Source organism: Chitinophaga agrisoli, from assembly GCF_008386695.1.
Lineage (GTDB): Bacteria > Bacteroidota > Bacteroidia > Chitinophagales > Chitinophagaceae > Chitinophaga > Chitinophaga agrisoli.
This window is the reverse complement of record NZ_VUOC01000002.1, coordinates 533,911-548,324: the sequence shown is the minus strand read 5'-3', so window position 1 is coordinate 548,324 and position 14,414 is coordinate 533,911. Positions and strand designations below refer to the sequence as shown.

The window sequence follows — 14,414 nt, the reverse complement described above, 5'->3', positions numbered from 1 at the left end:
TGCTTCCCCGCGATTCCAGTGTTATGAAAAAAAAGATCGCCTTAAAGGACATAGCGCAGCATGTAGGAGTATCCACCGCCCTCGTTTCTTATGTACTCAATGGGAGGGCAGAGGAAAAGCGGGTGGGTAAGGAAATAGCCGAAAAGATAAGGGAAGCCGCTGACACGCTTAATTACCGCCCAAACCAGATTGCCAAGAGTTTAAAAACAAACCGTACCAATACCGTAGGCTTAATAGTAGCAGATATCAATTACCGCTTTACCAGTGGCGTTACCAGGGCTATTGAAGCGGAAGCCGGCAAGAATAATTATACCGTTATCCTGGGCAGCTCTGACGAAGATCACAGCAAGTTTGCAGAGCTCGTGAACGTACTGGTGAACCGGCAGGTGGACGGATTGATATTGGTGCCCGTGGAAAAATCAGAAAGTCAGATAGAGTGGCTGAAAAAGCATGAGATCCCGTTTGTGCTTATAGACCGTAACTTTCCGGGTATACAGGCGAACCATATAGCCGTGGATAATTTCAGGACAGCTTACCAATGCACCCAACACCTCATAAAAACAGGTCATAAAAAGATAGGATTTATTAACTACAAGACAACGCTCTATCACCTGAGAGAGCGCGACAGGGGATATTTTCAGGCTTTAGAGGATCATGGGTTAAAGAACAATAGCAAATTTAAAAAGGAGATCAGGGAAAAACATGTGCAGGAAGATGTACTGAGGTCGGTACAGGAACTGGTAGCACAAGGTTGCGACGGCATTTTCTTTGCCACAGACATTATTGCTATTAACGGGTTAAAGTATATTAACGGCATGCAGCTAAGGGTTCCTGAGGACCTGGCTATAGTCAGCTTTGACGAAGCAGAGGCATTTGAGCTGTTCTATTGTCCGATCACACATGCGCGGCAACCACTGGAAGAGATCGGGAAGATCGCGGTCAATACACTAATGGATATCATCAATCATAATCAGGTTAACAGGCAGATCTATCTGGAGGCTGGGTTCGTTTTAGGCCGGTCTTGCGGGGAATAAAATTTTTTGCTCAAGTTGCTTAAACGTTTAAACTAAACAGATTGTCATTGTAGTCACCACCAGGAGCATGCAGCTAAGGCTGCAGCGGGATCTTTGTGCACTAACATATCAGAACCTTACCTAAATAAATTCCAGTTATGAAAGTGTTGTTATTTACACTGGCGGCTTGCTGCATGGCAGCCGCGGGTTTCAGCCAACAAAGGCGTTTAAGTGGCACCGTCAGCGAGAAAAGCTCACATAGCCCGCTGCCCGGTGTTACAGTACGTACCGGTTCACAGGTAGCTACTACGGATAGCTCCGGGCGGTTTTCGATAAACGCCACGCCGGATGAACCGCTTATTTTCTCCTTTCTGGGAATGCAAACTTTAACCATGAAGGCGCCAGGCTCCGGACAGCTGTCAGTAAGCCTGGAACAAAGCATTAACGATCTGAACCAGGTAGTTGTAACCGGTTACCAGGTACAGAAAAAAGCGGACCTGACGGGGGCCGTATCGGCCGTTAACCTCACTGAAATAAAGGATATCCCTGTGGGCAACCCTGTAAAGGCGTTGCAGGGCCGTGTTCCCGGCGTGTCCATCACCACGGATGGCGCGCCGTCTGGCGGCGCCACGGTGCGGATACGCGGTATCGGCACACTGGGGAACAATGATCCCCTATATGTAATTGACGGTATCCCCACTAAAAGAGGCATGCAGGAGCTAAACCCTGATGATATCGCTTCCTTCCAGGTATTAAAGGATGCATCTTCCGCTACTATCTATGGGTCCCGCGCGGCTAATGGCGTTATTATCATCACCACCAAGCGGGCACGCAAAGGTTTTAGCCGCATTGATGTAAACGCGTCTACTTCCCTCCAGTATTATACCTCCCGGCTAAAGACGCTGAATGCGGAACAAAGGGGGGAAAGGTACTGGCGCGCGGCGGTAAATGATAAATCAGATCCCAACGCCAACCAGATCTATCAGTTCGACTGGAATAAGGACTTTAATAACCCGGTGTTAAACAAGGTGATCCTGCCGGAATATATTGATGCCGCCAAAACAATGAAACCGGCCAACACTTATTGGTATGGTGAAATAGATCAGCCGGCATTGATACAATCTTACAGCCTGGCGTTGTCCAATGGCGGAGAGCGTGGCAATTCCCTGTTTTCTGTCAGCTATTATGATAATAAAGGTATTGTTGACGGCACCCACACGCAGAAGGCGACTGCGCGGTTTAATTCAGACTACAGTTTCTGGGATGGGCGGCTGAAAGTAGGAGAGAACCTGTCCGCCACCTATATAAAAGATGTGCTGATACCGATAAACGATGTGCTGTTCACCGCCCTTGTACAGCAACCCATTGTGCCCGTGCATACCATAGATGGCGGTTGGGGCGGTCCTGCGCCTGGTATGACCGACCGGCAGAATCCCGTGCGGCTCATTGCCGATAATATCCAGAATAAGAGCCATTTCTACCGGGTATTCGGTAATGCCTATGCGGATCTTACTATCATTCCCAATCTGCATTACCGCACCAGCTTTGGCATTGACTACGATGGCGTCTATCAGCGGACGCTGCGTAAATCTTATGTCTCCGGTTTCTTGTCGGACCCCTCAAACCTCAACAATACGTCCCAAACCCTGGAAGGCAACTGGATCTGGCAGAATACCGCCACCTACGATCTTGATCTTGGTAAAAGCCGCTTCAATTTCCTGGCAGGACTGGAGCAGATAAAGTATATCAACCAGTTCTTCTCCGGAAGCAGGCAGGGGTATGCATTGGAGAACATAGACTATGCCTACCTGGATGCCGGCTCCACCAATAAGAATAACAGTGGTAATGGCACCGGATATACGCTGATGTCTTTTTTCGGAAAGATCAACTATGCGTATGATGATAAATACCTGGCCGCTGTTACCCTCAGAAGGGATGGCTCATCCCGTTTTGGCAGGCAGTACCGTTATGGTAATTTCCCCGCATTTTCACTGGGATGGCGCCTCAGCGGAGAGGAGTTTATGAAGCAGGTTGCCTTCATCTCAGACCTGAAGCTGCGCTACGGCTGGGGCAAGACGGGCAACCAGGAGATTGCCAATAACGCGCCGTTCGCGCTGTATTCCGCTATTTACGGAACAGACCCTACTTTTAATGCTGACCAGGGAACGGCCTATGATATTGGCGGCGCCGGTACGGGCCAGCTGCCTTCCGGTTACGCCCTCATACAACAAAGCAATGATTCGCTGAGATGGGAGAGCACAAAGGAGTCTAATTTTGGTATTGACTTTGGCCTGTTTGATAACAAACTTTCCGGTTCCGTTGACTACTTTATCAAGAAAACATCTGATATCCTGATCCGGCCGCCTTACCTGGCGGTAATAGGGGAGGGTGGCTACCGCTGGCTGAACGGGGCTTCCATGCAGAACAAAGGATTGGAAATATTATTATCCTACGAGGGAAATATCACCAAAGAGCTCAGTTTTAGCGTTACCGGTAACTTCTCCAACTATAAGAACAAGGTCACTTACCTGCCGGATGCGGTGTTGACCGCCTATGCAGGTAACGGACAGGATAAAACGATTGTAGGGCATTCTATCAACTCTGTATTTGGTTATGTAGCAGACGGCCTGTTTACCAGCCAGAAAGAGGTGGACGACTATGGCGCTCAGGCAGGAAAGGGTGTGGGCCGTATCCGCTTCAAAGACCTGAACGGAGACGGGGAGATCAATGATAAGGACCGGGATTACATCAGCAGTGGCATACCGGATTTTTCCTATGGCCTGAATGTATCACTGCGTTACCGCAGCTTTGACCTGTCATTTTTCCTGCAGGGCGTACAGGGGCTGGATGTATATAACAACTATAAAACATATACGGATTTTTCCTCCATCTGGCCAGGCACTAACTGGGGCAGCAGAACACTGGACGCCTGGACCCCGCAAAACGCAGGGTCTTCCATTCCTGCATTGTCGCTGGTAGACCGGAACAATGAAGGCCGCACCTCTTCTTATTTCATAGAAAACGGTTCCTATCTGAAGCTGCGGAATATACAGCTAGGTTATGATCTGAAACCGCTGGTGAAGAACAGCCGCATCAGGGCCATACGGATATTCGTGCAAGGCAGTAACCTGTTTACCATCAAAAGCAAGGCTTATACGGCCACAGACCCGGAGAATCCAAACTATGCGTATCCCATCCCGGCAATGGGTACTATTGGCGTAAACCTTTCCCTGTAAACTTCAAACAAGACGCATGAAAAAGAAAATATTCCTTTTACTGCTATGTTGCGGGTTTATCGTATCCTGCAAAGACTTCTTAGATCAGCAGCCGCAGGGCGCCATTGACGGCGACCAGCTGAATACGCCCGGCAACGTAGAGAAAATGGTCATTGCCGCTTACTCCGCCGTGGGCAATGATCAGATCCATACTTCTTACAGTCTCTGGCCATGGGGCAGCATGCGTAGTGGCGATGCTTACAAAGGCGGCGATGGCCCGGGGGATAACAGCGAGTGGAATGACTATGAGCTCTTTGTGACCAACCGGCCGGACAATTCCATCACGGACCAGATGTGGGCACAACTCTACGCCGCCATATCCCGCGTAAATGACGCCCTGCGCCGTGTAAACGCCATAGATGAAACCAGCTATCCCCAGAAAGCCGGCCGGCAGGCGGAGTTGCGGTTCCTGCGCGGGCATTTCTATTTTATGCTGAAGATCTTATACAAACATGTACCCTTTATTGATGAAACGGCGCCTAAAACCAGTTATGATACTATCTCTAATGTTGGATACGCCAATGATGCATTGTGGTCAAAAATAGCGGAGGAGTTCCGGTATGCAGCGGCTAACCTGCCTGTTACTCAGGAGGATGCTGGCCGGCCCATACAGGCTGCCGCGAAAGCCTACCTGGCCAAGACCCTGCTGTACCAGGCTTACCAGCAGGATGAGCACAATAACGTCACTAATATAGACGCCGCTAAGCTAACGGAAGTAAACAGCCTGTGTGATGAGGTGATCAGTTCCGGCAAATTTGGCCTGGCGCCGGATTTTGCGCAGAACTTCCTGTCACAGTATGAAAATGGGCCCGAATCTATATTTGCCATTCAGTTCTCTAAAGGCGACGGGACTCCTTTTGGAAGGATAGATATGGGCCATGCCTTGTCTTATCCGATGAACCAGGAGTTTGGCTGCTGCTGGCAACATATTCCCAGCCAGGACATGGTAAACGCCTTTAAAACAGACGCCAACGGCCTGCCTATGTTCAATGGTTATAATGGTACAGATGCAGTGGAGGGCAATGATTTTCTGAACCAGGCCTTTGATCCCCGTCTGGACCATACCGTAGCCATTCCCGGGCACCCATGGAAGTACAAGCCCAATTTTGTATACCAGAAATTATGGGCCAGGGCGCCACAGATCTATGGGCCTTTTACCAGCCTGAAAGAATGCGTAGCTCCGGACGATCCATCTTTCCAGAAGATCCCGCCTTTTATGTCCAGTTCCAAAAACTGGGAACTAATCCGTTATGCGGATGTTCTATTATGGAAAGCAGAGGCGCTGATCGAATTGGGACGGCAGAATGAAGCGCTGCCACTGATCAACCAGGTAAGACAGCGGGCGGCCGCCAGTACCGGCCTATTAAAACAGAACAGCGGTTCCTTTACTTCCAACTACCGTATGGGCACTTACCAGCCGGGCGTTAACTGTACCTGGACAAAAGACTTTGCCCGCCAGGCATTACGCTGGGAGCGGCGCCTTGAATTTGCGATGGAAGGTTGCCGGTTTTTTGACCTGGTACGATGGGGGATTGCCGCGGAATACCTGAATGCTTATTTTACCAGTGAATCCGTAAAACGGCCGCATCTGAGCACAGCGCATTTCCAGAAGGGAAGGGATGAATACCTGCCTATTCCCCTGAACCAGATGAACTATAGCAAGGGACTTTATAAACAGAATGCAGGCTGGTAATATGAAAACAAAACCAAACAGTATGAGCTTACAGCCCAATGTATTATTAATAGCGGTGATAGCCGCTACCGGTGGATTATTATTCGGTTTTGACACCGGCGTTATTTCCGGGGCATTACCCTTTTTAAAGGAGCACTGGCATTTAACAGATGCGCAGCTGGAATGGGTCACCACTACGGTGTTGATAGGCGCTGTGCTGGGAGCAGTGGCAAGCGGTAAACTCTCTGACCGGCTGGGCCGCAAGAAAATGATCATCATAAATGCTATCGTATTTGCCCTGGGGGCTTTAGGCTGCACATTTGCGCCCAGTGTGACGGTGCTGATGGTGATGCGGCTGCTGATCGGCATCGCTATAGGCATCACCTCTTATGTAGTACCTATGTACATAGCGGAGATATCGCCTACACGCAGACGCGGACAGTTGGTGACGCTTAACCAGCTGATGATCACCGCAGGCATCCTGTTATCCTATATAGCAGATTACCTGCTGAGCAACGATGCAAACACGGAATCCTGGAGATGGATGTTCTTTGTAGGGTTTTTTCCTGCCCTTGTCCTGTTGGCGGGTATGTTCTTTTTGCCGGAAACGCCGCGCTGGCTCATTAGCCGTAACCGTTGGGAGGAAGGCAGAAAGGTGCTGTTACAGGTAGAAGATAAAGACCTGGTAGAACAAACGCTGGTTGCGCTTAAACAGGATGTGGAGCTGCAGACTGCCGCAACCGGCGGACTAAAGGAAGTGCTGCAGCCCTGGTTACGTCCTGCGCTGATCATTACGGTTGGCATCTTCTTTTTCCAGCAGTTATCCGGCGTTAATACCATCATTTACTATTCGCCCATCATTTTTAAGATGGCTGGTATTGTAAGTAATACAGAGAGCATATTACCCGCCATCATTATAGGCGTAGTGAATGTATTATCCTGTTTCCTGTCTGTTGTGCTGCTGGACAAAGTAGGCCGCCGGAAATTATACATGATCGGTATTTCCGGCATGATACCTTCCCTTTTTATGATGGGCCTCTGCTTTTATTTAAGGGAGCAGCTGGGGGCCAGCCTGCCCATATTTGCGGTATTGAGTATCGTGTTTTATATCATCTTCATTGCCATTAGCCTGGCGCCGCTGGGCTGGCTGCTGATATCCGAGGTGTTTCCGCTGAATGTGCGCGGCCTGGGTATGAGTATAGGCTCATTATCACACTGGGGCTTTAATGCCATTATCGCGTTCACTTTCCTGAAGCTGGTCAACGGAATAGGTATTGCCACCACTTTCTGGTTTTATACAGGGATCTGTATACTGGGTCTTATCTGGGGATGGTATTACATTCCTGAAACAAAGGGCCGGTCACTGGAGGATATCGAATCTCACTGGCGTAAAGGCGGTAGCCCCCGCACATTATAGACACTGTTAATTATGTTTATGAAAAGAATACTCTTAATTGGAACTATTATCCTGCTGTGTATGCAGGTAAAGGCGCAGTTTAGCGTACAGTATGATCCGGCTAAACAACCTACGGATAATTTTCAATATTTTACGCCGTCAGGCGAGCAGCTATTTGTAGGGGATTGTATTCCCTTCTTTCACAATGATACCTATTACCTGTACTGGCTGCTGGACTCCGCCCATCACTCGTCCCTCAACGGCCTGGGCGGTCATCAGTGGGTACTTAGCACTACGAAGGATCTTAAGCACTGGAAGAATTTCCCCATTGTGCTGGGTATTGATGAGGATTGGGAGAAATCTATCTGTACCGGCTCTGTTGTATATGCAAACAACCGCTTTTATGCCTATTATGCCACCCGGCTTATTGATAATGGCAAGGTAAATGAGCAACTCAGCTATGCCATCAGTGAAGACGGTATTCATTTCGTGAAACAAAAGCCTAATCCGTTTTATACTTCGGCGCCGGGGTACAGCAAAAGAGATTTCCGGGATCCCAAGGTAACGGTAGACAAAAACGGCGTATTTAATTTGTTCGTTTCCAGCCGGCAGGACCAGCCCGTTATGAATGGAGCGGCCGGTGCCCTGGTACATCTTAGTTCCAGAGACCGGCAGCACTGGGCGGTGGAGCCGCCGGTACTAACCGGCCAGCCGTCTGTGCCGGAATGCCCGGATTACTTTAACTGGAACGGATGGTATTACCTGGTATACAGTCATAATGGCAATACCTTTTATGTTAAATCCCGGAACCCGCTGGGACCGTGGGAGCAGCCGCGGAGCCAGGCATTAAATGAAGACTGGGCGAATGTGGTAAAGACCGCTGAGTTCACGAATGGCAGGAGAATTGCGGCAGGATGGATACCCTCCCGGCGGGATGGCAAGGATGATAAAGGCGAGATATTTGGCGGCAGCACTGTTTTCCGTGAGCTGATACAGGAGCAGGATGGTACGCTCAGCACAAAGTTCCCGCCGGAAATGCTACCCGATAATATAACCGCGCTGCCTTTGCAGGCTGTACATGATTCCCTGACCACTGAACCTGCGGCTGGCAGTTACCTGGTGAACGCCCCCAATGGGCAGGGCGCTGTTTATTTTAAGGATCTGCCGGCAGATTACAGGGTTACGATGGAAATTACGCCAACGGGCATAAACGAAGAATATGGCCTGGTGCTCAGGTCTGGCGAGCACGCAGCAGGCGGTTACGCGCTTAGCTTTTCTGCTATTAACAGGATTGTAAAACTGGCCAATACCAGTATTGAGGCAGTGGATGGGTTAGACAAGAAAATAACGCTGGATATCATTGTAAAGAACAGCATTATTGATGTATGCGTAAACGGCAAACGGTGTATAGTGAACCGTTTGTATGAGCAGAAAGGATCGTATCTGTGGTTATACGCCAAACATGGGAAAGTAAAATTCAGCGCGATAAAGGTGTATCCTTTATCTAAATAATCATAAAGTAAGATATATGTTATTAGGCTTTGATATAGGCGGAACGAAGTGTGCGATAATACTAGGCAATGAGGAGAATGGCAGCATGCATATAAAGGCAAAAGAAGTGATCCCCACAGGCGGGCCCGCGTATGAAATGATCGACAAATTATTTTTCGCAGCAGAGAACCTGCTGCAGCAACATGCTTTAACAACCGGCGATATAGCAGGTATAGGCATTAGCTGTGGTGGGCCATTGAGCCGCAGGTTGGGCCTTATACTTTCCCCGCCCAACCTGCCGGGTTGGGATAATATCCCCATGGTACAGCTTACGGAAAAAAGGTTTGGTAAAAAGGTGATGATGCAGAATGACGCTAATGCGGGCGCCGTGGCGGAATGGAAGTATGGGGCAGGACGGAACTGCAATAATATCATTTTCCTGACCTTCGGTACCGGTATGGGCGCTGGTCTAATACTTGACGGGCGTTTGTATGAAGGCAGTTCTGAGCTGGCCGGTGAAGTAGGGCATATACGCCTGGCTGATATAGGCCCGGTGGGTTTTGGAAAGGCAGGCTCTTTTGAAGGGTTTTGCAGCGGTGGCGGTATTGCGCAGATCGCGCAGATGAAGGTGCGGCAAAAATTACAGATGGGAGAGCCGGTGAGTTTCTGCAAGAGCTTTGACCAGCTGTGTGGGATCACTGCAAAAACGGTAGCAGCAGCGGCTTTTGCAGGGGATGAGGTGGCGATTGATATTTATAATACCTGCGCAGCGTACCTGGGTAAGGGATTATCATTGCTGATCGATATCCTGAACCCGGAACGGATCGTGCTGGGGAGTATCTATGGCCGGGCCAAACCACTGCTGGACCCTGCGATGACCAAGGTGATAGCAGAGGAAGCGTTAGCGGGATCGCGCAGTGTTTGCGAGATTGTGCCGGCGGCGCTGGGGGAAAGTATTGGAGATATTGCTGCTTTGACGTTAGCGGGTATGTGTTAGGGTGATTGATCTCGCCTCTAACGTTCGCCTCCTTTAAATATTGTATTACGAAATTATCTACATTAAAAAATAAATGTATATTTACGGCTACAACGACCCTTAACAAGGGTACACCCTTTATCCGGTAGTACAATGCCACACAACCTATGTAGCCCTATGCCCCTGAAACGTATTATTGTTTCACTGGCCCTGTTATTGTTTTTCCTGCAGCCCTGTTACTCCCTGGCATTTGCCATGGACGCTACTTATGGCGCCACCGATACCTCACTGGTAACGGACCTTGAAGGATATGTCACAGGCCTCTTCAACAAGATCAAGGAAAAGAACCGTTTTGTAACCGCGCTTACTGACGGCGATCTTGGTACCCTGCCGGTAGGCCTGGTGCGGGAAATCAACGGAAAAACCTATGTGATCGCTATTGACAGCGCGCGTATGACCAGCACAGGCGCTACTTTCAGCGCCTACTTCCGTTTTACCTTTCCGGGTACGCAAAGTGAGCTGGTCTTTGGCGGTAAGAATATTGCGTTTACGCCCGGCGGTATCTCCGCCGGTACCGGTACCAAGCTGGTGATGCTGAAAGAAAAGCGTATTAATGTTAACGATCATTTAGACCTCATCTTCCCCGGTGATGGGAGCAATTTTGTTGAATGGGATTGCAACGGTTTCAAAGACGCCAACCTCAGTGGCGTTTTCGAGTTTGATAAGGGCATGCTACGGCCCCAGGATACTAATACAGATATACTACGTGCATCCCTGCAGGTGAATGTACGCGACCTAAATAATATCATGGCTACGGTAGATATACCGGCTTTCCGCATTAAAGGCCTGGAGGATTTTGGCTTTCGCGTAAAGAATGCCGTGGTGGATATGAGCGATATTGCGAATCCCGCAGGCATCAAATTGAGTAAGGATATGCTGGTAGACCCGGGCAGTCCTTTATTATGGCGGGGCTTTTACCTGCAACAACTGGAGGTAGATCTTCCTTCACAACTGGCCACTAAAAATGGCCCCCCCAAAGTGACGGTAAGTGATTTTATATTAGATGACCAGGGCGTGAGCGGTTCCATTACTGCAGATCATATAGTAAAACTGGGTGACGCCAGCGCCGGTGGCTGGCCTCTTTCTATAGATAAGGTGGGCCTTACATTCAGTAAGAATAAGCTGAATGGCGGCGAAATGGGCGGCCAGCTGAGGGTAGGTTTCCTGGGTGACGATCCGCTGGATTATGACGCTGCCGTGAGCATGCGTGGCGATGATACCTACTACTCCTTTGCTGTAAATACCACCGCGGATAAAGAGTTTAAGTTCTTTGCCGGTACCATCACCCTGGGTAAAGACAGCCGGATAGAACTCACTAAAACGGATAAGGACTTTTTACCGGTGGCTACCCTCAACGGTAAGGTGACCCTGAATAAGAGTGTGCTGAATATCAATAAGGTCACTTTCCAGGACATTGTATTATCCACGAAAAGCCCCTATGTACACAGCGGTACCTTTGACTTTAGCAATAGCGATGGCGGTTCCAAAATGAGCGGCTTCCCCGTGGGATTTGATAACCTGTTCATTGGTATATCAGAAGGGAAAATTGGCATTGGCGCTACCGTGCGGCTCGCCTTCATGAACTCCAGTGATAAAGGTTTTGCCGCAGCCACCTCTTTTGTGGTAACCGCCAAACAGGAAGAGGAAGTGCAGACCATCACTGTAAATGGCGCTCCGGTAGAGAAAACAACTACGCATTGGTCGTTTGATAAGGTGCAGATAAACGATATTGAGCTTTCTGTGAAGGTGATGGCCTTCCAGATGCATGGTATCATTACGCTGTTTGATAACCACCCTGTATACGGGAACGGTTTCCGGGGCTTCCTGGAGTTCTCCATACCGGGCCCCATCCCCAAGGCAAAAGCGACGGCCTATTTTGGCTCAAAGGATGATTACCGTTACTGGCATGTGGATGCTTATATAGGCATCACCATCCCGGTTCCGCCTATGCTGCAGATAACGGGTTTGATGGGAGGTATGTCTTACCATATGGAAAGGCCGTCGCAGTTTGATCCTTATGATACCCGTAACTCCCTTGATAAGGAGGGCGGTATCAAAGAGCTCAATGAAATATTCCAGTATATACCGGTAAAAGAGGCAGGCCTTGGTTTTATGGGCGGCGTTTCGCTGGCGCTGGTACAACAAATGGTGGTGAATGTGAACGTAGCCCTGGAGGTACAGTTTGGCACAGATGGTGGTTTCCGGTATGCGCAGTTTGATGGCGCGGGTTATGTAATGCATCTGCCAATAAAGGCGCTTAATAAGTCTGACGCAGAAGGGGATGATTCCGCCCCATTATGGGTACAGTTTAAGATGCGCTACGATAATGTGAACAGTACTTTCGACGCGAGCTTCAAAACCTATATTAATATCGTGGGTGTGCTGAAAGGTATCCATGAGCGCGGCCTGGCAGGGGAAGCAGCCCTGCATATAGGGCCGGATGACTGGTGGTTCTATATAGGCCGTCCTTCTGAGATGTTTGGTTTATCCATCCTGGGCCTGGCAGAGGTACAGAGCTATTTTATGATGGGCTCAAAGGTAGAGGACATGCCAGCCTTACCAACAGAAGTAAGCGAGCTGTTTGATGATATTAATACTGATTTCATGGCCACGGAAAATTCCATGAAGACGGGTGGCGGATTTGGTTTTGGGATACGCTTCAGGGTAGGGTTTAAGTTTGACTATGGCGTATACGGGGAGTTTGCCGTAGGCGCGGGCTCAGACATCCTGTTGCGTGACTATGGGGAGGCTAAGTGTAAAGGCAGCAATAGCGTTATAGGGTTTAACGGCTGGTATGCATCCGGTCAGGCTTATGTATTCCTGAAAGGAGAGGTAGGCATACGGGTAAAAGTATTTCGTAAAAAACGCAGCTTCATTATTGCCCAGTTAGCGGCAGCCGTACTGCTGCAGGCCAAGGCGCCTAATCCTGCCTGGTTCCGCGGGGCGGCCGCCGTAAAATATTCCGTGCTGGGCGGGTTGATAAAAGGAAACTCCAGCATCAAAGTAGAGCTGGGCTCCCAGTGTGAGATCATGGGCGCCAAGGAATTGGAGATCCAGGTGATCAGCGATCTGAAACCAGGCGATCAATCCACTGACGTGAGCGTATTTGCTACGCCGCAGGTGGCCTTTAATTACCCGGTAGCAAAGCCTTTCTCTATGATGAACGAATATGATGAAGTGGCCACCTATCGGATACAACTGGACGAGCTGAAGCTGATGAACGATGGGGCGCAGATAAATGGTATTACTGAAGTGGCTGCAGACGGCGGCTCTGCCTCCCTCACCCTGCGGGATATATTACCGGCGGTGAGCAATTTCACCACCTCTGCCAAAGTACATATTGAAAGGCAGAATGGCGGCAGCTGGGATGCGCTGAAAAATGAAAGTAACGCTGTAGATTATGAAGTAAAGAACGCCAGCTTCAAAACCGGCGAAGCGCCGGATTATATACCCTGGGAGAATGTAGCCTATGTATACCCAGTAAAAAGGCAGTACCATTTCCTGCCGAAAGAATATAATAAGGGATATATAAAGCTGAAGCGCGGCCAGCCCGACCTGTTTGTTCCCGTAGATAAGGCCGGTAAGAAATGGAAAATAACCGCTTCCATGAACCCTGCACAGGGACAGCCTTTACTGATGAATCTGACCTATGATGAGAGCACAGCGCAGGCCAATTTTGATTTCCCCGCCAACATGGCTAAAGAGACCATTTATACGCTCAGCATCGTGCGGCACTCTGCGGACGGTGAAGCAGCAGCCGACAACGTGACCTCCGTAGCAAAAACTGATATAGGCGCAGAGGGGGATACCACGACGATCACAGAGGCGGCCCTGAAAGGTAATGCCACGTCTGCCCTGAGTAAGGAGGTGATCAGTTACGCCTTCCGCACCAGCATGTACAGCAATTTTGTTGAAAAAATGAATGCAGGTACCGGGGCTAAAGATCTGTGGGATATAGCCACTAATAATATTGCTGTGATCGGCCAGCAGTTTAACACGGATGAGAGCTTTGACCAGTTTGAAATAGGAGGGGACGGTTCCCTGGCTACCAAACCCCTGATCAACCTGCGGGCCGGTTTGAATAACAGCTGGCTGCAGGATAAGCTGCTGCCTTTGCTGTACAATGGTTATCCTTATAATTCAGCGATGAAGATCAGCAGGGATACGGTGCAAACCGGCGGCGTACCTCCACTGGAAGCTATCAGGCTGTATAATGGCGACGCTTCATTGTATAAGCTGGAAGATGGCGCTATCAGCGACGGGTATGCGCAGCCGCATCCCGGCGGCTGCCGTTTCATGTACTACGTGCCTTTTGTAGCTAATGATGATTATCATGAACTGCTGGATAAGGCCGGCCGCCTTTATATAGATCCGTCATTAGCGCCCGCCAACATCGGCCGCCTGATGATCTCGCATTTCCCGGACCTGGATGGCAATATAAATTACCCGGTGGAGCTGCAATACCGCCTGCCCGGCAATAATCAAATAACAAGTACTGTTACGCGTAATGTTTACTATAAACTCTAAATAC

Annotated in this window: 7 protein-coding genes; all 7 read left to right on the top strand. The window is 49.4% G+C overall.

Features of this window, described 5'->3' with window-relative positions; translation table 11 throughout:
• Positions 1-23 precede the first annotated feature (23 nt).
• The 7 genes from F0L74_RS09495 (at position 24) to F0L74_RS09465 (ending at position 14,410) form a co-directional block, all read left to right on the top strand.
• Positions 24-1,034, top strand: a complete 1,011-nt coding sequence (locus F0L74_RS09495) for a LacI family DNA-binding transcriptional regulator (RefSeq protein ID WP_149837623.1) — start codon at positions 24-26, stop codon at positions 1,032-1,034.
• 137 nt (positions 1,035-1,171) lie between these two features.
• Positions 1,172-4,249: a SusC/RagA family TonB-linked outer membrane protein gene (locus F0L74_RS09490; protein ID WP_149837622.1), complete on the top strand. Its 3,078-nt coding sequence runs from the start codon at positions 1,172-1,174 to the stop codon at positions 4,247-4,249.
• 16 nt (positions 4,250-4,265) lie between these two features.
• A complete protein-coding gene (locus F0L74_RS09485; RefSeq protein WP_149837621.1) occupies positions 4,266-5,981 on the top strand; it encodes a RagB/SusD family nutrient uptake outer membrane protein in 1,716 nt (571 codons plus the stop codon).
• A gap of 22 nt (positions 5,982-6,003) precedes the next feature.
• Positions 6,004-7,377 carry a sugar porter family MFS transporter gene (locus F0L74_RS09480; RefSeq protein ID WP_213086935.1) on the top strand — a complete coding sequence of 458 codons (1,374 nt, stop codon included), beginning with the start codon at positions 6,004-6,006 and terminating at the stop codon, positions 7,375-7,377.
• A gap of 18 nt (positions 7,378-7,395) precedes the next feature.
• Entirely contained in the window at positions 7,396-8,868 is a 1,473-nt protein-coding gene (locus F0L74_RS09475; protein WP_188315938.1) for a glycoside hydrolase family 32 protein, read from the top strand.
• 16 nt (positions 8,869-8,884) lie between these two features.
• Positions 8,885-9,844 carry an ROK family protein gene (locus F0L74_RS09470; RefSeq protein WP_149837618.1) on the top strand — a complete coding sequence of 320 codons (960 nt, stop codon included), beginning with the start codon at positions 8,885-8,887 and terminating at the stop codon, positions 9,842-9,844.
• Positions 9,845-9,976: 132 nt separating this feature from the next.
• A complete protein-coding gene (locus F0L74_RS09465; protein WP_149837617.1) occupies positions 9,977-14,410 on the top strand; it encodes a hypothetical protein in 4,434 nt (1,477 codons plus the stop codon).
• Positions 14,411-14,414: the final 4 nt, after the last annotated feature.